The 19,684-nt window shown below is 68.8% G+C and carries 17 protein-coding genes; 14 read left to right on the top strand and 3 right to left on the bottom strand.

What is annotated here, in order from left to right:
• Positions 1 to 23: 23 nt before the first annotated feature.
• The 5 genes from HOP52_RS02595 (at position 24) to HOP52_RS02575 (ending at position 6,812) form a co-directional block, all read left to right on the top strand.
• On the top strand, positions 24 to 1,094 hold the full coding sequence (locus tag HOP52_RS02595; RefSeq protein WP_238975694.1) for an FAD:protein FMN transferase: 1,071 nt from the start codon (positions 24 to 26) through the stop codon (positions 1,092 to 1,094).
• An 83-nt stretch (positions 1,095 to 1,177) separates the two neighbouring features.
• Positions 1,178 to 2,545: a bifunctional UDP-N-acetylglucosamine diphosphorylase/glucosamine-1-phosphate N-acetyltransferase GlmU gene (gene glmU / locus HOP52_RS02590; protein ID WP_238975692.1), complete on the top strand. Its 1,368-nt coding sequence runs from the start codon at positions 1,178 to 1,180 to the stop codon at positions 2,543 to 2,545.
• Positions 2,546 to 2,571: 26 nt separating this feature from the next.
• On the top strand, positions 2,572 to 4,407 hold the full coding sequence (gene glmS / locus HOP52_RS02585; protein WP_238975690.1) for a glutamine--fructose-6-phosphate transaminase (isomerizing): 1,836 nt from the start codon (positions 2,572 to 2,574) through the stop codon (positions 4,405 to 4,407).
• Positions 4,408 to 4,448: 41 nt separating this feature from the next.
• Positions 4,449 to 5,270 carry a DUF72 domain-containing protein gene (locus HOP52_RS02580; RefSeq protein ID WP_238975967.1) on the top strand — a complete coding sequence of 274 codons (822 nt, stop codon included), beginning with the start codon at positions 4,449 to 4,451 and terminating at the stop codon, positions 5,268 to 5,270.
• A gap of 189 nt (positions 5,271 to 5,459) precedes the next feature.
• Positions 5,460 to 6,812, top strand: a complete 1,353-nt coding sequence (locus HOP52_RS02575) for a sodium-dependent transporter (RefSeq protein ID WP_238975687.1) — start codon at positions 5,460 to 5,462, stop codon at positions 6,810 to 6,812.
• Positions 6,813 to 6,923: 111 nt separating this feature from the next.
• Here HOP52_RS02575 and HOP52_RS02570 read toward each other — a convergent pair whose 3' ends face one another.
• Complete coding sequence (locus HOP52_RS02570) at positions 6,924 to 7,121, bottom strand: PA3496 family putative envelope integrity protein (RefSeq protein ID WP_238975686.1); 198 nt, start codon at positions 7,119 to 7,121, stop codon at positions 6,924 to 6,926.
• A gap of 183 nt (positions 7,122 to 7,304) precedes the next feature.
• Here HOP52_RS02570 and hexR point away from each other — a divergent pair, with 183 nt between their 5' ends.
• The 3 genes from hexR (at position 7,305) to HOP52_RS02555 (ending at position 11,841) form a co-directional block, all read left to right on the top strand.
• Positions 7,305 to 8,168 (top strand): transcriptional regulator HexR, encoded by an 864-nt coding sequence (gene hexR / locus HOP52_RS02565; RefSeq protein ID WP_238975684.1) that lies wholly within the window; start codon positions 7,305 to 7,307, stop codon positions 8,166 to 8,168.
• Between the two features lie 231 nt (positions 8,169 to 8,399).
• Positions 8,400 to 10,622 (top strand): DNA helicase II, encoded by a 2,223-nt coding sequence (gene uvrD / locus HOP52_RS02560; RefSeq protein WP_238975682.1) that lies wholly within the window; start codon positions 8,400 to 8,402, stop codon positions 10,620 to 10,622.
• A 130-nt stretch (positions 10,623 to 10,752) separates the two neighbouring features.
• Entirely contained in the window at positions 10,753 to 11,841 is a 1,089-nt protein-coding gene (locus HOP52_RS02555) for a TRAP transporter substrate-binding protein (RefSeq protein WP_238975680.1), read from the top strand.
• Between the two features lie 72 nt (positions 11,842 to 11,913).
• Here HOP52_RS02555 and HOP52_RS02550 read toward each other — a convergent pair whose 3' ends face one another.
• Positions 11,914 to 12,315 carry an acyl-CoA thioesterase gene (locus tag HOP52_RS02550; protein WP_238975679.1) on the bottom strand — a complete coding sequence of 134 codons (402 nt, stop codon included), beginning with the start codon at positions 12,313 to 12,315 and terminating at the stop codon, positions 11,914 to 11,916.
• Positions 12,316 to 12,469: 154 nt separating this feature from the next.
• Between HOP52_RS02550 and HOP52_RS02545 the strand changes: the two genes are divergently transcribed.
• From HOP52_RS02545 to HOP52_RS02520, 6 genes are all read left to right on the top strand, one after another.
• Positions 12,470 to 13,435 (top strand): PstS family phosphate ABC transporter substrate-binding protein, encoded by a 966-nt coding sequence (locus HOP52_RS02545; protein ID WP_422677682.1) that lies wholly within the window; start codon positions 12,470 to 12,472, stop codon positions 13,433 to 13,435.
• Positions 13,436 to 13,478: 43 nt separating this feature from the next.
• Entirely contained in the window at positions 13,479 to 14,612 is a 1,134-nt protein-coding gene (locus HOP52_RS02540; RefSeq protein WP_238975674.1) for an ABC transporter permease subunit, read from the top strand.
• Positions 14,609 to 16,195 (top strand): phosphate ABC transporter permease PstA, encoded by a 1,587-nt coding sequence (pstA, locus tag HOP52_RS02535; protein ID WP_238975672.1) that lies wholly within the window; start codon positions 14,609 to 14,611, stop codon positions 16,193 to 16,195. The genes HOP52_RS02540 and pstA overlap by 4 nt, the downstream gene beginning before the upstream one ends.
• Positions 16,196 to 16,237: 42 nt before the next feature.
• Positions 16,238 to 17,041 carry a phosphate ABC transporter ATP-binding protein PstB gene (gene pstB / locus HOP52_RS02530; RefSeq protein WP_422677681.1) on the top strand — a complete coding sequence of 268 codons (804 nt, stop codon included), beginning with the start codon at positions 16,238 to 16,240 and terminating at the stop codon, positions 17,039 to 17,041.
• Between the two features lie 26 nt (positions 17,042 to 17,067).
• Complete coding sequence (gene phoU, locus HOP52_RS02525; RefSeq protein ID WP_238975667.1) at positions 17,068 to 17,796, top strand: phosphate signaling complex protein PhoU; 729 nt, start codon at positions 17,068 to 17,070, stop codon at positions 17,794 to 17,796.
• 92 nt (positions 17,797 to 17,888) lie between these two features.
• Positions 17,889 to 18,377, top strand: a complete 489-nt coding sequence (locus HOP52_RS02520; protein ID WP_238975665.1) for a copper chaperone PCu(A)C — start codon at positions 17,889 to 17,891, stop codon at positions 18,375 to 18,377.
• Between the two features lie 10 nt (positions 18,378 to 18,387).
• Here the strand turns inward: HOP52_RS02520 and phoR are convergent, their stop codons facing one another.
• Complete coding sequence (phoR, locus tag HOP52_RS02515; protein ID WP_238975663.1) at positions 18,388 to 19,683, bottom strand: phosphate regulon sensor histidine kinase PhoR; 1,296 nt, start codon at positions 19,681 to 19,683, stop codon at positions 18,388 to 18,390.
• Position 19,684 lies beyond the last annotated feature (1 nt).

The raw sequence follows: 19,684 nt of genomic DNA, 5'->3' as shown, positions 1-19,684 counted from the left end.
TATCCATTGAGGGAGTCTTGTTCATGTACCGTTCTTCCCCCCTCGCCGCGCTGGCGGCCCTGGTCATGGGACTGCTGCTGGTCGGCTGTTCCGAAAGCGATCGCCCGCTGGATTCCCCGGTGCGCCTGGAAGGCGCGATCTTCGGCTCCTTCTACCAGGTCACCATCGCCGACCCCCTCACCCAGGGCGAGGCCCTGCGCCTGGAAGCCGGTATTCAGGAGACCCTCGAGAGCGTCGATGCGGCCATGTCCATCTATCGTGACGATGCCGAGCTGATGGCCTTCAACCAGGCCCCACTGGGGGAGTGGCAGCCGCTCTCCGACGAGCTGATCGAGGTGCTGGCGATCAGCCAGGCGGTGGCCGAGGCCAGCGACGGGGCCTTCGACGTCACCATCGGCGGGCTGGTCAACCTGTGGAGCTTCGGCTCGGAGGGCCGGCCCCGCGAGGTGCCGGACACGGCGGTGGTCGCCGAGCGCCTGGCCGTGGTGGGGCCCGACAGCATCGAGGTGGACGTCGAGGGGCTGCAGGCGCGGCGGCTGCGCGATGTCTTCGTCGACCTGGGCGGGGTGGCCAAGGGCCACGGCACCGACCGGGTGGCGGCCTATCTCAACGGCGAGGGCATCGAGCACTACCTGGTCAACCTGGGCGGCGACCTGATCACCCGCGGCTATCGCGACGGCGAGAGCCAGGCGTGGCGCATCGGCATCGAGGCGCCCCTGGACGACCGGCAGCAGGCCCAATATATCCTGCCGCTGGAGGCCATCTCGGTGGCTACCTCCGGGGACTACCGTAACTACTTCGAGGAAGACGGCCAGCGCTATTCTCACACCCTCGACCCGCGCACCGGACGGCCCATCGACCACCGCCTGGCCTCGGTGACGGTGGCCCACCCCTCCAATGCCTGGGCCGACGCCTGGGCCACCGCGCTAATGGTGCTGGGCGACGCGGAGGGGGCCGCCCTGGCCCGCGAGCACGACCTCAAGGTGCTGATGCTGATACGTGAAGAGGATGGCTGGTCCAGCGCGGTCAGCCCGGCCTTTGTCGACTTCTTTGGTGAGTCGCTGGTCGAGGAGCTGGAACTGGAGATTCGCTAGCCGGACGACCGCCACCCGGCGGCAAGGCTGGCTCAGGTGAAGCGCTACACTGTAGCGGAGCAAACCAGGCACAAGGAGTCATGATGAGCCTCGATGTGGTGATACTGGCGGCCGGGCAGGGCACGCGCATGCGCTCGACGCTTCCCAAGGTGCTGCACCCGCTGGCCGGCAAGCCGATGGTGCGTCATGTGATCGATACTGCCCGCGGCCTCGATGCCGACCGGACCCATGTGGTGGTTGGCCACGGCGCCGATCGGGTTCGTCAGGCCCTCGATGATTGCGCGGTCCACTTCGCCCTGCAGGCCGAACAGAAGGGCACCGGCCACGCGGTGGCCCAGACCCTGGAGGCGCTGGGCACCGGCAGGGTGCTGGTGCTCTATGGCGATGTGCCGCTGATCCGCCGCCAGACCCTCGAGGCGTTGCTGGCCGAGGTCGACGAGCGGCGCATGGCGCTGCTCACCGTGACCCTCGACGACCCCAGCGGCTACGGCCGCATCCTGCGCAACGCAGCGGGCGAGGCGGTGGCGATCGTCGAGCACAAGGATGCCAGCGAGCATGAGCGCCAGGTGCGCGAGTGCAACACCGGCATCATGGCCATGACCGCCGATCAGCTGCGCCGCTGGCTGCCCCAGCTCTCCGCCGACAACGCCCAGGGCGAGTACTACCTGACCGACGTGATCGCCATGGCCGCCGCCGAAGGGGTGGCCATCGCCACCGCTCAGCCGGCCAGGGCGCTGGAGGTCGAAGGGGTCAACAACCGCGCCCAGATGGCGCGGCTCGAGCGTGCCTTCCAGGCCGAGCAGGCCGAGCGGCTGATGAGCGAGGGCGTGGCGCTGCTCGATCCGGCCCGTGTCGACGTGCGCGGCCGGCTGAACTGCGGCCACGACGTGGAGATCGACGTGGGCTGCGTGTTCGAGGGCGAGGTGGAGCTGGGCGAGGGGGTGCGCATCGGGCCCTACTGCGTGATCCGCGACAGCCATATCGGCGCCGAGACGGTGATCGAGGCCCACAGCGTCATCGATGGCGCCGTGGTGGCCGGCCGCAACCGGATCGGGCCCTTCGCCCGGCTGCGGCCCGGTTCGCGCCTGGCGGTGGGTGCCAAGGTGGGCAACTTCGTCGAGACCAAGAACGTCGAGGTGGGCGAGGGCAGCAAGATCAACCATCTAAGCTATGTGGGTGACGCCCGCCTGGGGCGCGACGTCAACGTCGGCGCCGGCACCATCACCTGCAACTACGATGGGGCCAACAAGCACCGTACCGAGATCGGCGACGGCGCCTTCATCGGCTCCAATACCGCCCTGGTGGCGCCACTGAGCGTCGGCCAGGGCGCCACCGTGGGGGCGGGGTCGACCATCAGCAAGGACGTGCCCGACCACGCCCTGGCGGTGTCGCGCGGTCGCCAGCTCAGCAAGGCCGACTGGCCGCGTCCCACCAAGACAACCGAACGCTGACCCCGGGCTTCGCGAGGAGATAGCAGATGTGTGGAATCGTTGGCGCCGTTGCCCAGCGCAAGGTGCAGGGCATCCTGCTCGAGGGGCTCAAGCGGCTGGAGTATCGCGGCTATGACTCGGCCGGCATGGCCGTGCTGTCGCCCCAGGGGGCGCTGCAGCGCTGCCGGGCGGCGGGCAAGGTGGCCGCGCTGGAAGCGCGGCTAGAAGAGGCCCCCCTGGCCGGCCAGTCCGGCATCGCCCATACCCGCTGGGCCACCCACGGTAGGCCCAGCGAGGCCAACGCCCACCCGCATCAGTCCGGCGAGCGGCTGGCGGTGGTGCACAACGGCATCATCGAGAACCACGAGCAGCTGCGCCGCGAGCTCGAGGCGGCGGGCTACGTTTTCACCTCCGAGACCGATACCGAGGTGATCGCCCACCTGGTGGCACGGGAGTACCGCGACGCCGGCGACCTGCGCGGCGCGGTCCAGGCGGTGCTGGCCCGGCTCGATGGCGCCTATGCCCTGGCGGTGATCCACGCCGACGAGCCCGGCGTGATCGTCGGCGCCCGCAAGGGCAGCCCGCTGGTGGTGGGCGTGGGGATCGACGAGGCCTTCCTGGGCTCCGACCCGCTGGCGCTGCTGCAGGTCACCGACCGCTTCAGCTACCTGCAGGAGGGCGACGTGGTGCGGCTCTCCGCGGCGGGCCGGGTCGAGGTGTTCGATGCCGCCGGCGCCCCCGTTACGCGTGAGGTGCAGACCTTCGAGCACGGCGACGGCGCGGCCAGCAAGGGCGACTACCGCCACTTCATGCTCAAGGAGATTCACGAGCAGCCGGCGGTGATCGCCGCCGCCCTGGAGGGGCGGCTCGGTGAGCGCAGCGCCCTGGTCGAGAGCTTCGGGCCCGATGCCGAGGCGCTGTTCGCGCGGGTGCGCCAGATCCATATCGTCGCCTGCGGCACCAGCTACCATGCCGGCATGGTGGCGCGCTACTGGCTGGAGCGCTATGCCGGGGTGCCGGTGCAGGTGGAGGTCGCCTCGGAGTATCGCTACCGCCAAGTGGTGGTGCCGGAGGATACCCTCTTCGTGACGCTCTCCCAGTCCGGCGAGACCGCCGACACCCTGGCCGCGCTGCGCTACGCCCGCGAGCGCGGCTATCTGGCCAGCCTGGCGATTTGCAACGTGCCGGGCAGCTCCCTGGTGCGGGAGTCCGACCTGACCCTGATGACCCAGGCGGGCCCCGAGATCGGCGTGGCCTCCACCAAGGCCTTCACCACCCAGCTCACCGCGCTGATGCTGCTGACCCTGGCGCTGGGGCGCATCAACGGGCTCGACGAGGGGGTGCAGGTCGAGCTGGTGACCGCCCTGCGCGCGCTGCCGGGGCTGGTGGCGCGGGTGCTGGAACTGGACGGCGAGATCGAGGCACTCTCCGCGGCCTTCGCCGAGAAGCATCACGCCCTCTTCCTGGGCCGCGGGGCGCACTACCCCATCGCCCTGGAGGGGGCGCTCAAGCTCAAGGAGATCTCCTATATTCACGCCGAGGCGTACCCCGCCGGTGAGCTCAAGCACGGCCCCCTGGCGCTGGTGGACAGCGAGATGCCGGTGATCTCGGTGGCGCCCAACGATGAGCTGCTCGACAAGCTCAAGTCCAACCTGCAGGAGGTCAGGGCGCGTGGCGGTGAGCTCTTCGTGTTCGCCGACGAGCAGGTGGGGCTCGAAGAAGAAGCGGGCATTCATGTGCTGCGCCTGCCCCATGTCCACGAGGCGCTGGCGCCGATCCTCTACACCCTGCCGCTGCAGCTGCTCAGCTACCACGTGGCGGTGCTCAAGGGCACCGATGTGGATCAGCCGCGCAACCTGGCCAAGAGCGTGACGGTGGAGTGACGCCGCCTGATGCCGCGCCGCGCCTGTTTCTCGGCCTGCCCATGTGGGCCAACGCCGAGTGGCGCGGCAGTCTCTATCCGCCCCATGGCGGCGGTCTCGAGGAGTATGCCCGGGTGTTCAGCGCGGTGGAGGGCAATACCACCTTCTACAGCGGTGCGCCGAAAGCCGAGACGGTGGCGGCCTGGGCACAACGGGCCCCGCCCGGGTTTCGCTTCTGCTTCAAGCTGCCGGGTGCGCTGACCCACCGACGGCGCCTGCTGGACATCGAGGCCGAGTTCGAGGCCTTCGTCGATGCCCTGGCCCCACTGCGGGATCGCCTGGGGCCGCTGATGGTGCAGCTGCCGCGGGATTTCGGCCCTGCCGAATTGCCGCGGCTGGCGGTCCTGCTGGCGCGCTGGCCGGCGGGGCTTCCCTGCGCCGTGGAGCCTCGCCACCCGGCGTTTTTCCACAAGGGCAGTGACGAAGTCGCCTTCAACCGATTGTTGATAAGTCACGGGGCCAACCGGGTCATGCTCGACGTGCGGCCGCTTTTTGCCACCCCGGCCAACGGCCATCCCGGCTTGATCCAGGCCCAGCGAGAAAAGCCGAAACGCCCGTTACACGTGATTTCCACGGGATCCAACCCGCTGATCCGCTACATCGGCCACCTCGATCCGAGCCTCAACGATGCCTATTTCAGTCCCTGGATCGAGCGCCTCGCCTTGTGGATAAAACAGGGGATAACCCCTTTCCTATTTGTGCATACCGCCGATAATCGCCAGGCCCCGGAACTGGCGCGACATCTCCATGGTCGGCTGATAACAGCCTGCGGCCTGGCGCCGCTGGGCGACTTCGCCGGCGAGCGGCAGGCGTCGCTGTTCTGAAGCTGTATGGTTTTCTTGACGCTTACCTTCCCCGGGCGACGGGAAGTGCCAAAATCATTGGTCGCCCGGCTGGCCACCAAGCGTATGATCGGATAGATTTGCCGTCTTCTGGGCAAAAACCTATCGGTTATTACTCTGTTTTTTGCTCTAGGGCACATCAACAACCAGATACACAACAACAGGTGATTCATGTCAAAACTCGTCCACGCCCAGTGGTCGTCGAAGATGACCTTTGTGCTCGCCGCGGCCGGTTCCGCGGTCGGGCTGGGTAATATCTGGCGCTTCTCCTACATGGTCGGCGACAACGGCGGCGCCGCCTTCGTGCTGGTCTACCTGGCCTGCGTGGCGGTGGTGGGCCTGCCGGTGCTGGTCGCCGAGTGGCTGATCGGTCGCCGCGGCCAGAAGAACCCCATCAACGCCATGTCGGAGCTGGCGCATAAGCGCGGGCAGACCAAGGCCTGGGCACTGGTGGGGGTCAGCGGGGTGCTGGCGGCCTTCCTGATTCTCTCCTTCTATAGCGTGATCGGCGGCTGGTCGCTCTCCTATACGCTCAACTCGGTGACCGGCGCCTTCACCGGCCAGGATGCCGATGGCGTCGGCGCCATCTTCAGTGGCCTGCTCTCCAGCCCCGGCCTGCTGCTGATGTGGCACACCGCCTTCATGGCGCTGGTGATCTGGATCGTCGCCCAGGGCGTGACCAAGGGTCTGGAAGGCGCGGTGCGCACCATGATGCCGGCGCTGGTGGTGCTGATGCTGATGCTGGTGCTGGTCGGCTACGGCATGACCACCGGCCACTTCGGCGAGGCCCTGGCCTTCATGTTCCGCCCCGACTGGAGCGCCCTGACCGGTGGCGTGGTGCTGGCCGCCATGGGCCAGGCCTTCTTCACCCTGTCGCTGGGCATGGGCATCATGATGGCCTACGGTTCCTACCTGGGTGAGGACGTCAAGCTGCTGGGTACCGCCCGCACGGTGATCATCCTGGATACCGGTATCGCCCTGCTGGCCGGTCTGGCGATCTTCCCCATCGTCTTCGCCAACGGCCTGAGTGCCGGCGAAGGGCCGGGGCTGATCTTCGTCACCCTGCCGCTGGCCTTCGGCAACATGACCGGTGGCATGATCCTCGGCCTGATGTTCTTCCTGCTGCTGACCTTCGCCGCCCTGACCTCGGCCATCTCGCTGCTCGAGCCGGTGGTGGAGTTCGTCGAGGAGCGCACCCCGCTGACCCGCGTAGTGGCCACCGTGGCCGGCGGCGTAGCGGTCTGGGCACTGGGGATTGCGGCACTGATGTCGTTCAACGTCTGGGACGTGCCGATCCTGTTCGGGCTCAACGTCTTCGACCTGCTGGACACCTTCACCAGCAAGTTCCTGCTGCCGCTGACCGGCCTCGGGGCCATCGTCTTCGTGGCCTGGGTGCTGGATCGCAAGAGCGTGGCCAGCGAGCTCAACCTTGCCGGGGGCACCGAGCAGCTGTGGTCGGTGGTGGCGCGCTATATCGCCCCGCTGGGCATGCTGGTGGTGTTCATCAACAGCTTGCTGGGGTAACGCCCCATGCCCCGTCGCGCCGGAGACTCAAGGGCGCGACGGGTGCGTGGCCCCGAAGATGGGGCCAGGTGGGTCTCGCATGATCAGTCGGCCGCCTGCGGGCGGCCGACGTCAATGTGTCTCGTCGTCGAGATCGGCGATGTCCCGCTCGAGCTGCTTGAACTCCTGGTGCAGTTCGATGCCGCGGCGCGCGCGCAGGTTGCGCTGGGCGGCACTGCGAGAACGCTGCTCGTGCTCGGCGACGTTCATGCTCATGAAGATGTCGAGAAGTTCGCTCTTGACGGAGGATAGGCGTTCGACATTACGCATGATCGACTCTCCCTTCGTGATGCTCTCTTCTTTTTCTTACCCTTCTTACTATACCCCACTTGACAGAATGATGACGAAGTGGGTCATTCTACGCTGCGTCGCCGAAACTCCCATAGCGGGGTCGTGATGGGGCATACTGTCTCGGGTCAAGACGAGAATCGATGGTCAGCTAAGGAGTTCAGCGTGAGCCGCGCCCTGTTCGATGAGATGAGACGCCGCATGGAGCACTTCCGCCGCTCCGAGCAGAAGGTGGCGCGCTATGTGCTGCGTAACCCCGAGGAGGTGATCCACATGCGCATCGTCGACCTGGCCACCGAGGCCAAGGTCAGCGAGCCCACCGTGGTGCGCTTCTGCCGGGCGCTGGGCTGCAACGGCTTCCAGGACTTCAAGCTCAAGCTGGCGCAGATGCTGGCCTCGGGCAGCCAGTTCGCCCAGTTCTCGATGAACGACGACGACTCCGTCGCCGAGTTCTCCCAGAGCATCTTCGACTCCACCGTGGGCACCTTGCTGTCGGTGCGCGACCGGCTCGACAACGATGCCCTGGGCCGGGCGATCAACGCCCTGGCGATGGCCAATCGGGTCGAGTTCTACGGCTTCGGCGCCTCCGGCGCGGTGGCCTACGACGCCCAGCACAAGTTCTTCCGCCTGCAGATCTCCACTGCCGCCTACGCCGACCCGCACATGCAGAACATGTCGGCGGTGACGCTGAAGGAGGGCGACGTGGTGGTGGCCATCTCCCAGACCGGGCGCACGCGGGCGCTGGTGGCCAGCGTGCGCCTGGCCCGCGAGGCCGGCGCCACGGTGATCGGGCTATGCCCGAGCGGCTCGCCGCTGGCCGAGGAGGTGACCCTGCCGCTGTATATCGATGTCCACGAGGACACCGAGATCTATACGCCGATGAGCTCGCGCATCGCCCACCTGGTGCTGGTCGACGTGCTCGCCGTGGGCGTGGCCAAGACCCGCGGGCCCAAGCTCGCCGAGCAGCTCAAGGCCGTCAAGAAGAGCCTCAATCCGCTGCGCTTCCCGGAGCAGGACGGCAAGCCCTAGGCCTTCGGCCAGCTACAAGCTACAAGGAGCGAGCTACAAGGAACCCCGTTGTAGCTCGCCTCGGGGGCTCATTACACTGCTTCGCCCCTCGCCCCTCGCCCCTCGCCCCTCGCCCCTCGCCCCTCGCCCCTCGCCCCTCGCCCCTCGCCCCTCGCCCCTCGCCCCTCGCCCCTCGCCCCTCGCCCCTGTGCTAAGCTATTCGCCCATTTTCCGAGCAGCGATGCTTTCCCCATGGATGACGTCACGGCGATTCTCGATCAGTTGAACCCGGCCCAGCACGAGGCGGTGAGCGCTCCCCAGGGCAATATGCTGGTGCTGGCCGGGGCCGGCTCCGGCAAGACCCGGGTGCTGGTGCATCGCATCGCCTGGCTGATGCGCGCCGAGGGGCTCTCGCCCTATGCGGTGCTCGCCGTGACCTTCACCAACAAGGCGGCCCGGGAGATGCGTACCCGCCTGGAGGCGCTGCTGGGTCTCTCGCTGCGCAACGTCTGGGTGGGCACCTTCCACTCCATTGCCCACCGGCTGTTGCGCACCCACTGGCAGGACGCCCGCCTGCCTCAGCACTTCCAGATCATCGACAGCGACGACCAGCTGCGGCTGGTCAAGCGCCTGCTCAAGGACCACCGCATCGACGACGAGCGCTTCCCACCGCGTCAGGTGCAGTCGTTCATCTCCGGCTGCAAGGAGGAGGGGCTGCGCCCCCACCAGGTCGACGCCCACGGTGACGCCTACATGGGCCAGATGGTCGAGCTGTACGAGCGCTACCAGCTCACCTGCGAGCGCGGCGGGCTGGTCGACTTCGGCGAGCTGCTGCTCAGAAGCCTCGAGCTGTTGCGCGACAACCCCGCGCTGCTCGCCCACTATCAAGAGCGTTTCGCCCACGTGCTGGTCGACGAGTTCCAGGACACCAACACCCTGCAGTACGCCTGGCTCAAGCTGCTCTCCGGGATGACCACGCCGATGACCGTGGTCGGCGACGACGACCAGTCGATCTACGGCTGGCGCGGCGCCCGGATCGAGAACATCCGCCGCTTCGAGCGGGAGTTTCCCGATACCAAGACCGTGCGCCTGGAGCAGAACTACCGCTCCACCAGCGCCATTCTCGAGGCGGCCAACGCCCTGATTCGCCACAATACCGAGCGCATGGGCAAGGAGCTGTGGACGGCCGGGGCCCGCGGCGAGCCGATCTCGGTGTATGCCGGCTTCAACGACCTGGACGAGGCGCGCTATATCGTCGATACCCTCAGGGAGAGGGTCGACGAGGGCTTTGCCCGCCGCGAGATCGCCATCCTCTACCGCTCCAACGCCCAGTCGCGGGTGCTGGAGGAGAGCCTGATCCGTCAGGGGGTGCCCTACCGCATCTACGGCGGCCAGCGCTTCTATGAGCGACTCGAGATCAAGAACGCCCTGGCCTACCTGCGGCTGTTGCTCAATCGCGACGACGACGCCTCCCTGGAGCGGATCATCAACGTGCCGGCCCGCGGCATCGGCACCCGCACCGTGGAGCTGCTCCGCGATCGGGCGCGCCATGCCGAAGTATCGCTGTGGCAGGCGCTGCACGACGGCCTGGCCGACGGGTCGCTGAAGGGACGCGCGGCCACGGCGCTCACGGCCTTCGCCGACCTGGTCGAGCGTCTCGACAACGAGACGGCCGGCATGGCGCTGCACGAGATCATCGAGCACGTGCTGACGGTATCGGGGTTGATCGAGCACCACCGCAGCGAGAAGGGCGAGAAGGGCAGCCAGGCCAAGGGCGAGATGCGTGTCGAGAACCTCGAGGAGCTGGTCAACGCCGCCCGCGCCTTCACCCAGGGCGAGGCCCTGGACCCGCCCGAGGCGGGCGAGGGGGGAGCGGCCCTGGAAGCCTTCCTGGCCGAGGCGGCGCTCAACGCCGGGGACCACGAGGCCGATGAATTCGAGGACTGCGTTCAGTTGATGACCCTGCACTCGGCCAAGGGGCTGGAGTTTCCGGTGGTCTTCGTGGCCGGCGTGGAGGAGGGGCTCTTTCCCCATCGCATGTCGCTGGAAGAGCCCGGCCGCCTCGAGGAGGAGCGCCGGCTCTGCTATGTGGGCCTGACACGCGCCATGCGCAAGCTCTATCTCACCTACGCCGAGATCCGCCGGCTGCACGGCAAGGAGACCTTCCAGCGACCGTCGCGTTTCCTGCGCGAGCTGCCCGAGGAGTTCCTCGAGGAGGTGCGCCTGCGCGGCCAGATCTCGCGCCCGGTGACTGCCACCCGGCCCGCCGTGGGGCTGTCGCGGCAGACCTCGGTCGCCCCCGGCGGTGACCTGCCGAGCCTGAGCCTGGGCCAGCGCGTCAGCCACCCGGTGTTCGGCGAGGGGGTGATCCTCAATGCCGAGGGCGAGGGGCAGCGGGCCCGGGTGCAGGTGAGCTTCGAGGGCGAGGGTGACAAGTGGCTGGTGTTGGGGTTTGCCAAGCTGACGCCATTGTGACGCGTCCCGTTGACGTCTACGTCAAAAGCCTGACTTGTTGCCAAAATCGTCACTGACGCATACTCCAGGGTGGACACACTGCGCCATGCAGAGCGCAGGCCAGAATAATCACCCTGGAGTCATGCCCGTTATGCAACGTCGCCACTTCCTCAAGACCGCCGGCGTCACCGCCGCCGGCGTCGCCGCCGCGCCTTTCGTTTCCACCGCCCAGGCCCAGGAGACCATCACCTGGAACATGGTCACTTCCTGGCCGACCAACTTCCCTGCCCTGGGCACCGGTGCCAACGATTTCGCGCGGCGCATCGAACAACTCTCCAACGGCCGCATGCGGGTGCGCGTGCACGGCGCCGGCGAGCTGGTGCCTGCCATGGAGGTCTTCGATGCCGTCGCCGCCGGCACCGCCGAGATGGGCCACTCCGCCGCCTACTACTGGCGCGGCAAGGTGGCCGCCTCGCAGTTCTTCACCGCCGTGCCCTTCGGCATGAACACCACCGAAAAGAATGCCTGGCTCTACCACGGTGGCGGCCAGGAACTGTGGGACGAGATCTACGCCAAGCACAACCTCAAGCCCTTCGCCGTGGGTAACACCGGGGCGCAGATGGCCGGCTGGTTCAAGAAGGAGATCCACTCGCTGGCCGACATGCAGGGCATCCGCCTGCGCCTGCCGGGGCTTGCCGGCGAGGCCATGAACGGCATCGGCGTGACCACGGTGAACATGCCCGGCGGTGAGATCTTCACCTCCATGCAAACCGGCGTGCTGGATGCCGCCGACTGGGTGGGCCCCTACAACGACATGGCCTTCGGCCTGTATCAGGTGGCCGACTACTACTACACCTCGGTATGGAACGAGCCCACTGCGGTGCTGGAAGGCACCGTTAACCTGGACGCCTGGAACGCCCTGCCCGACGATCTCAAGGACGTGGTGCGCGAGGCGGCCAAGGCGTCCAACCTGGGCATGATCAGCGAGTTCGCCTACCGCAACGCCCAGGCCCTGGAGACCCTGGTCGACGAGCACGGCGTGCAGCTGCGCACCTTCCCGGACGACGTCATGGAAGCGCTCTTCGACTCCTCCCAGAAGGTCATCCAGGCGCAGGTCGAACGCGACCCCGACTCGGCCAAGGTCTACGAGTCCTACCTGGCGTTCCAGAAGCTGGTGCGGCCGTTCAGCGATATCGGCGAGTATTCTTATCTCAAGGGGCGGGATCATGTAGGAGCGTGATCCCCATCCGCATGATCGACAAGGGCGCCGCGGGGCGCCCTTTGTCGTCGTGGGGAGCGGCCAGCGGGTGGCTCAGCCCTGGCGCACCCCGCGGATGCGGCCGTTGTCGTCCAGCGCCACCATCACGAAGCGGGCCTCGGTGACCTTGTTGAGCTCCTCGCCCCGGTCGTGGGGCGGGCGGATCCACACCTCTACGTCGATCTTCACCGAGCTATGGCCGATCTCGCGCACCGCGGTGTAGATATGGACCATCGACCCCACCCGCACCGGGCACAGGAAGTCCATGGTTTCGATGGCCACGGTGGCGTTGCGGCCGTGGGCCTCGCGGCCGGCGGCCAGCTCCGCGGCCTGGTCCATGTGGCTGACCAGCCAGCCGCCGGGGATGTCGCCGTAGAGGTTGGTGTCCTGGCGGGTGGCCAGCAGCTTGAGGGTCAGTTGGCCCTGGGGGGCGGGCACATCGTCGAGATCGGTCATGGAATATCGTAAGCTCGGCTTGTTGTTGTCGATGGACGTTGCGGTCGGCCGTACATATTGCAATGCAGCGCGGTCGGTTCGTGGCCATCTTATACGCCAAGGTCGCCCCGGCTCCAGTGCCGGTGTCTCTTGCTGAGGTGTCAATGGCATGCGGATGATTCGATTGCGCCGCCGGCACGGCGGCTGGGCGCTGATCGGCGCCCTGGCGCTGGCCTGGCTGCTGTCGCTCCAGGCGGTCGGTGCCCGCGCCGAGGAGCCGGTGGGCACCCTGGGGGCGCTGGGCTCCGACACCCTGGCGGGGCTGATGCTGCGCTGGGGCGAACAGCTCAGCGACCGCCACCCCGGGATTCGCCTGCAGCTGCAGGTCAGCGGCTCGGCCAGTGCGCCGCCGGCGCTGACCGCCGGTACCACCCGCCTGGGCCCCATGTCGCGGCCGATGACCGAGGCCGAGCGCGGGGCCTTCGTGGCCCGACGCGGCTATCCGCCGCTGGCGGTGGAGGTGGCGCGGGACGCCCTGGCGGTGGTGGTGCATCGCCATCATCCGCTGGAGGCGCTGACCCTGGCCCAGGTCGATGCGATCTTCTCGCGCACCCGCCGCTGCGGGGCCGAGGCGGCGATCACCCGCTGGGAGCAGCTGGGGCTCGAGGCGCCGGTCGGACGCATCGCGCTGCACGGTCGCAACCTGGCCTCGGGCAGCTACGGCCTCTTTCGTCAGCGGGCACTGTGCGTCGGCGAGTACCGGCCCCGGCTCAACGAGCACCCCGGCTCGGCCGCGGTGGTGGCGGCGGTCACCGAGAGCCGCGAGGCCATCGGCTATGCCGGGCTCAATCACCTGACTCCCGGCGTCAAGCCGCTGGCCCTGGTGGATGAACAGGGCCGGCGCCAGCTGCCGGAGGTCGCGCCGGTGCGGCGCGGCGACTATCCGTTGGCGCGCTCGCTGTATCTCTACCTCAATCTGCCCCCTGGCGAGACGCTGCCGGGGCCCGAACGCGCCTTCCTCGACCTGGTGCTCTCGGCCCAGGGCCAGGCCACGGTGGCGGAGCTGGGCTTCGTCGCCCTGTCCGAGGAGATGATCGCGGACCAGCGTCGCCGCCTGGGGCTCGGGGCGATGGCACCGTGAGGCTGTCACTCAAGTGTCATCAAAGTGGCGTACCCTATCGACCATGATCGCACCTCCTCCCGCGCCGCCGTCGTCCCGCTCGCCGTGGCGACGGGTGGTCGACCGCCTGGCCACCGGCCTGATCGCCGCCGGCGGTATCGGTGTGATCGTCGCCCTGCTGGCCATTGGCGCCTTCCTGGCGCTGGAGGTACTGCCGGCGCTGCTCAGTGGCAGCCTGAGCCGTGAGCAGGTCGTCGCCTCGCTCACGCCCCTGGCCTGGGGCACCCTCAAGGCGGCCTTCTGGGCGCTGGTGTTCGCCATTCCCCTGGCCCTGGGGGCCGCCATCCACTCGGCGGCCTTCATGTCCCAGCGGCTGCGCAGCCGCCTCAAGCCGACCCTGGAGCTGATGGAGGCGCTGCCCGGGGTGGTGATCGGTTTCGTGGCGGGGCTGGTGCTGGCCCCCTGGGTGGAGCGCCACCTGGCCGGCGCCCTGGCACTGCTGCTGGTGCTGCCGCCGGGGGCGCTGCTGGCCGGCGGACTGTGGCGCTGCCTGCCGACGCCGCTGCGCCGACGCCTGCCGCTCGCCTGGGCCGGTCTGTGGCTGGTGCCCTGGCTGGCGCTGCTGGGGCTGGCCGCCCTGACCCTGGCGCCGGCGCTCGAGGCGGGGTGGTTCGCCGGCGACCTGCGCGGCTGGCTGGATCGCGAACTGGGGCTCGACTACGCCAGCCGCAATGCGCTGATCGTCGGCCTGGCCATGGGCTTCGCGGTGATGCCCAGCGTCTATGCCCTGGCCGAGGACGCCCTCTCCGGGGTGCCGGCGAGTCTCGGCGAGGGCGCCCAGGCGCTGGGGGCGTCGCGCTGGCAGACGCTGTGGAAGGTGGTGCTGCCGACGGCGGCGCCGGGGATCTTCGCCGCGGTGATGATCGGCGCCGGGCGTGCGGTGGGCGAGACCATGATCGTGCTGATGGCCAGCGGCAACACCGCACTGATGAGCCTTAGCCCGCTGGAGGGCATGCGCTCCATGGCCGCCGGCATCGCCATCGAGCTGCCCGAGGCGGTGCCCGGCAGCGACCCCTATCGGCTGCTGATGCTGGCTGCCCTGCTGCTGTTCCTGTTCACCTTCCTGGTCAATACCCTGGCGGAAGCGGTCCGGGACCGCCTGCGGCGGCGCTACCGGCGGCTGGGAGGCGGCGCATGAGCCGTGCTGTCCGATCCGGGGCCCGGCGCGCTCGTCTGCCGCGTGGCGAGGGCCCCTGGGCCTGGCTGGCCGCCGGCAGCGTGGCGCTGTCGCTGCTGCTGCTGGGTGGGCTGCTGACGCTGATTGCGGTTAGCGGCCTGGGCCATTTCTGGCCCGCCTCGGTGAGCCTGCTCGAGCTCGACGACGGCCGGCAGCTGGCCGGCCGCGCGGTACGCGAGCTGCCGCTGCCGGAGGGCGAGGGGCGCGAGCGGCTCTATTTCACCGGCAATCGCGACCTGGACGGCCAGGTGTGGCACTGGCTGGCGGTGGAGCGTATCGCGGCCAGCGAACGCCCGCCCGAGCTGGTGGTGTTGGAGCGTCGCCGCTTTGGCGACTTCATCGGCCGGCTGGTGGCGGTGGTCCCGGCCGACCGCGTGCAAGCGGCGGCAGCCGCTGCTGCGGCAGACGAGCCGGAGGCGTGGGCGGCGCTCGGCTCGCGCCTGGACGCGCTCGAGGCGCTGCGCGCCGAGCGCGAGACGCTGCGCCGGGGGGTGATCCTGCCGCTGGTTCGCCAGCTGGAGGCGGACCCCGAAGACCGCGCCGCCCGGCGCGAACTGGCCCAGGCCAATGCCCGCGCTAGGGTGCTGGCCGCCGCCATGCAGGGCGAAGTGGCGATCCTCGAGAGCGTCGACGGGCGCCGCCTGGTCCAGCCGCTGGACGAGGTGCTGCGCGCCTGGCGACCCAATGCCATGTCGCTGCCGGAAAAGCTCGGCGCCTGGTCACGGGGGCTGTGGCGCTTTCTCTCCGAGGGGCCGCGCGCCGCCAACACCGCCGGCGGCGTGTGGCCGGCGATCTTCGGCACCGTGCTGATGGTGCTGCTGATGTCGGTGGTGGTCACGCCCTTCGGGGTGCTGGCGGCGGTCTACCTCAACGAGGTTGCCCACCAGGGGCGGCTGACTCGCTGGGTGCGCATCGCGGTGCGCAACCTGGCCGGGGTGCCCTCCATCGTCTACGGCGTGTTCGGGCTGGGGGTGTTCGTCTACGGCATCGGCGGCTCGCTGGACGAGTGGTTCTTCGACGAGCAGCTGCCCTCGCCGACCTTCGGCACCGGTGGGCTGCTCTGGGCGTCGCTGACCCTGGCGCTGCTGACCCTGCCGGTGGTGATCGTGGCCACCGAAGAGGGGCTGGCGCGGATTCCCGTGCATCAGCGCGAAGGGGCGCTGGCGCTGGGCGCCACCCGGCTGGAGATGCTGGCGCGGGTGGTGCTGCCCATGGCGGTGCCGGCGATGCTCACCGGGGTCATCCTGGCCATCGCCCGGGCCGCCGGCGAGGTGGCCCCACTGATGCTGGTGGGGGTGGCCAAGCTGGCCCCCCAGGTGCCGGTGGACGGGGAATTCCCCTTCCTGCATCTTGATCGCAAGTTCATGCACCTGGGCTATCACCTCTACGACACCGCCTTTCACGGCGACGATGTCCAGGCGGCCATGCCGGTGGTCTACGCCACGGCGCTGCTGCTGGTGCTGGTGGTGCTGGTGCTTAACCTGACTGCCATATTCATGCGCCATCATCTCAGGGCGCGTCACGGGGCGCTGCCGCGCCATTGAGGAGGAGCCAGCCGAGCGATGTCCGTGCAGCCATTCCAGACCATGCCGGTATCCCGGCGGCCGGCGGGGCCGATCATCGACGTCTCGCCCGAGGCCAGCAGCCTGGAGATCGAGAACCTGACCCTGGCCTACGCCGGCAAGCCGGCCCTGCGCGAGCTGACGCTGCGCATTCCCCGGCAGCGGGTGACGGCCTTCATCGGCCCTTCGGGCTGCGGCAAGTCGACCCTGCTGCGCGCGCTCAACCGGCTCCACGACCTCAACGAAGCGGTCAGCTGGCGGGGCTCGATTCGCCTCGAGGGGCAGGATATTCACGCCCCCGAGGTGGCCGTGGATGAGCTGCGCCGCCGGGTGGGAATGGTGTTCCAGGCACCCAACCCCTTTCCCATGTCGATCTACGAGAACGTCGCCTTCGGGCTGCGCCTGCGGGGCGGCCTGTCGCGGCGTCGCCTGGACGACATCGTCGAGTGGGCGCTCAACGCCGCGGCGCTGTGGGATGAGGTCAAGGACCGCCTGCGCGCCTCGGCCTGGTCGCTCTCCGGCGGCCAGCAGCAGCGCCTGGTGATCGCCCGCACCCTGGCGGTGCGCCCCGAGGTGCTGCTGCTCGACGAGCCGGCCTCGGCGCTCGACCCGATCTCGACGCTCAAGATCGAAGAGCTGATCAGAAGCCTGAAGTCGCAGCTGACCCTGGTGCTGGTCACCCACAACATGCAGCAGGCGGCGCGGGTCTCGGACTACACCGCCTTCCTGCACGAGGGTGAGCTGGTGGAGTACGGCCCCACCGATGATGTCTTCACCAATCCGCGCCTGGCGCGCACCGAGAACTACATCACCGGCCGCATGGCCTGACCGGCCTTTGGCCCGAGGAGAGTCCGATGGATATCACCAGCGACACCCATAGCCAGCATATCTCGCGTCAGTTCAACCAGGAACTGGAGGAGCTCAAGACCCAGCTGATGACCATGGGCGGCCTGGTCGAGCAGCAGATCCAGGAAGCGGTCAAGGCGCTGATCGACGGCGACAGCCGGCTCGCCGAGAAGGTCCGCGACAACGACCGCGCGGTCAACGAGATGCAGCTCACCATCGACGACGAGTGCACCCGGGTATTGGCGCGCCGCCAGCCGGCGGCCTCCGACCTGCGCCTGGTGCTGGCGGTGATTCGCGCCACCGCCGACCTGGAGCGCATCGGCGACGAAGCCAGCAAGATCGCCCGCAACGCCCTCTCCCTGATCGAGAACGGCACCCAGGTGCGCGGCCTGGTCGAAGTGCGCCATATCAGCGAGCACGTGCGCAAGATGCTGCGCGATGCGCTGACCGCCTTCGCCCGCTTCGACACCGAGCTGGCGCTGCAGGTGGTTCACGAGGACGAGTCGGTGGACGACGAGTACGGCAGCGCCATGCGTTCGCTGATGACCTTCATGATGGAGGACAGCCGTGCCATCGGTCCGGTGCTCAGCGTGATGTGGATCCTGCGTGCCCTGGAGCGGGTCGGCGATCACGCCGACAACCTGGCCGAGTACGTCATCTACCTGGTCAAGGGGCTGGATATCCGCCATATGGACCCGGACGAGCTCGACGAGAACACCCTGTCGCGCAAGGGGTAAGGGGCGCGGCCGTTGCGCGGCGGATCAACGCGGGAAACTGCTATCATCCCTGTGGATATCGGTTTTCCCAAGGTATGACAAGGAACTTGCCCATGCGCCTGACCACTTCCCTGATGCTGGCCGCCGGCCTGCTGCTGGCCACGCCGGCCCTCGCCCACCATGAGTACCGGCTCGGCGACGTGCGCATCGCCCACCCCTTCGCCACCCCGGCCCCGCCGACCGTGCCCCACGGGGCGGCCTACCTGGATATCACCGTGGAGGGCGACGAGTCGGCCGTGCTGGTCGGCGCCAGCACGCCGGCCAGCGAGTCGGTGGAGCTTCACGATATGGCCATGGAAGACGGCGTGATGCGCATGCGTCAGGTGGCGCAGATCGAGGTGCCCGGTGGCATCATCCAGACCATGCGCCCCGGCGGCGGCTACCACCTGATGCTGATCAACCTGGTGGCCCCGCTCAAGGAAGGCGACCGCTTTCCGCTGACCCTGGAATTCGCCGAGCGCGGCGAGATCGTGGTGGAGGTGCGGGTGCAGAGCGCCGGCGAAGGCAGCGCCGACGCCGACGCCCACCACCACGATCATTGAGTGGGAGCGACTAGCCGTCCGCGACTAGCCGTCCAGAAGGGAATACCCCGCGAAAGCGTGCCCCCTGTCCCGGCTGGGAGGCGATCTCCAGCCGGGCATCGTGGCGCAGCAGCACGTGCTTGACGATGGCAAGCCCCAGGCCGGTGCCACCGGTGGCGGTGCTGCGCCCCTTGTCGACCCGGTAGAAGCGCTCGGTGAGCCGAGGGAGATGCGCGGGGTCGATGCCCTCGCCGTCATCCTCGACTTCCAGGCAGGCGCCCTCGGGGTGGGGCCTCCAGCGCAGCACGATGTGGCGGCCCTCGCCGGCGTAGCGCACGGCGTTGAAGGCCAGGTTGGAGGCGGCACTGCGGATCTCCTGCTCGCTGCCGATCAGCCGCTGCGTTGCGTCGACCTCCAGGGTGATCCGCTGGCGGCCGCCGGAGAGCGCCTCGGCGTCGCGGCGGACGCTGTCGAGCAGTGCCCCGACATCCAGCGGCGCGTGATCGCCGCCGCTCTGGTCGATCTCCAGCCGTGACAGCAGCAGCAGGTCGTTGACCAGGTTCTGCATACGCGTGGTCTGCGCCTGCATCTGGCCGAGCCCCCGGGCCAGGCGCGACGGCAGCGCCTCGGCATGGTCGGCGTAGGTCTCCAGGTAGCCGGCCAGCACCGTCAGCGGCGTTCTCAGCTCATGGGAGACGTTGGCCACGAAGTCGCGACGCATCTCCTCCAGGCGATGCAGGCGGGTGATGTCGCGGGCCATCAGCAGCCGCTCGTCGTCGCCGTAGAGGGTGATCTGGCACTGCAGGATCATGCGCTCGTCGATGGGCGAGGGCAGGGTCAGCGGCTCGCGGTAGTCGCGGGCGTTGAAGTAGGCGACGAAGCGCGGGTCGCGCACCAGGTTGGTGATGTGCTGGCCGCGGTCGTGGGCCGCCTGGAGCCCCAGCATGCGCTCGGCGGCGCTGTTCCACCACTCCAGGTCGCCGTGCTGGTCGAGCATCACCACGCTGTCGCGCATCGCCTCCGAGGACTCCTGGATGCGGCGCAGGGCGGTTCTCAGGCGGCTCTGGGTGTGGCGCTGGCCCTTCTGGTAGCGGTACAGGCGGTCGAACAGCTCACCCCATAGCCCGCCCGCCGTGGGCGGCTCGCTCTGGGGGTGGCGGGTCAGCCAGCGGTGCAGGGCGTGGAGCTTGCGCAGATGGTAGAGCAGGCAGGCGGCGAGCCCCGCGGCCAGGCCCGGTGCCGGCGCCGAGAAGAGCCAGCCGACCAGGCTGCCTGCGGCGGCCAGCCAGGCCAGGCGCCACAGCTCACGGCTCCACGGGCGGGTCACG

This window comes from Billgrantia campisalis, assembly GCF_022341425.1.
Classification (GTDB): domain Bacteria; phylum Pseudomonadota; class Gammaproteobacteria; order Pseudomonadales; family Halomonadaceae; genus Halomonas; species Halomonas campisalis.
Note: the sequence above shows the minus strand (reverse complement) of the source record. Positions and strands in the feature narration are given on the sequence as shown.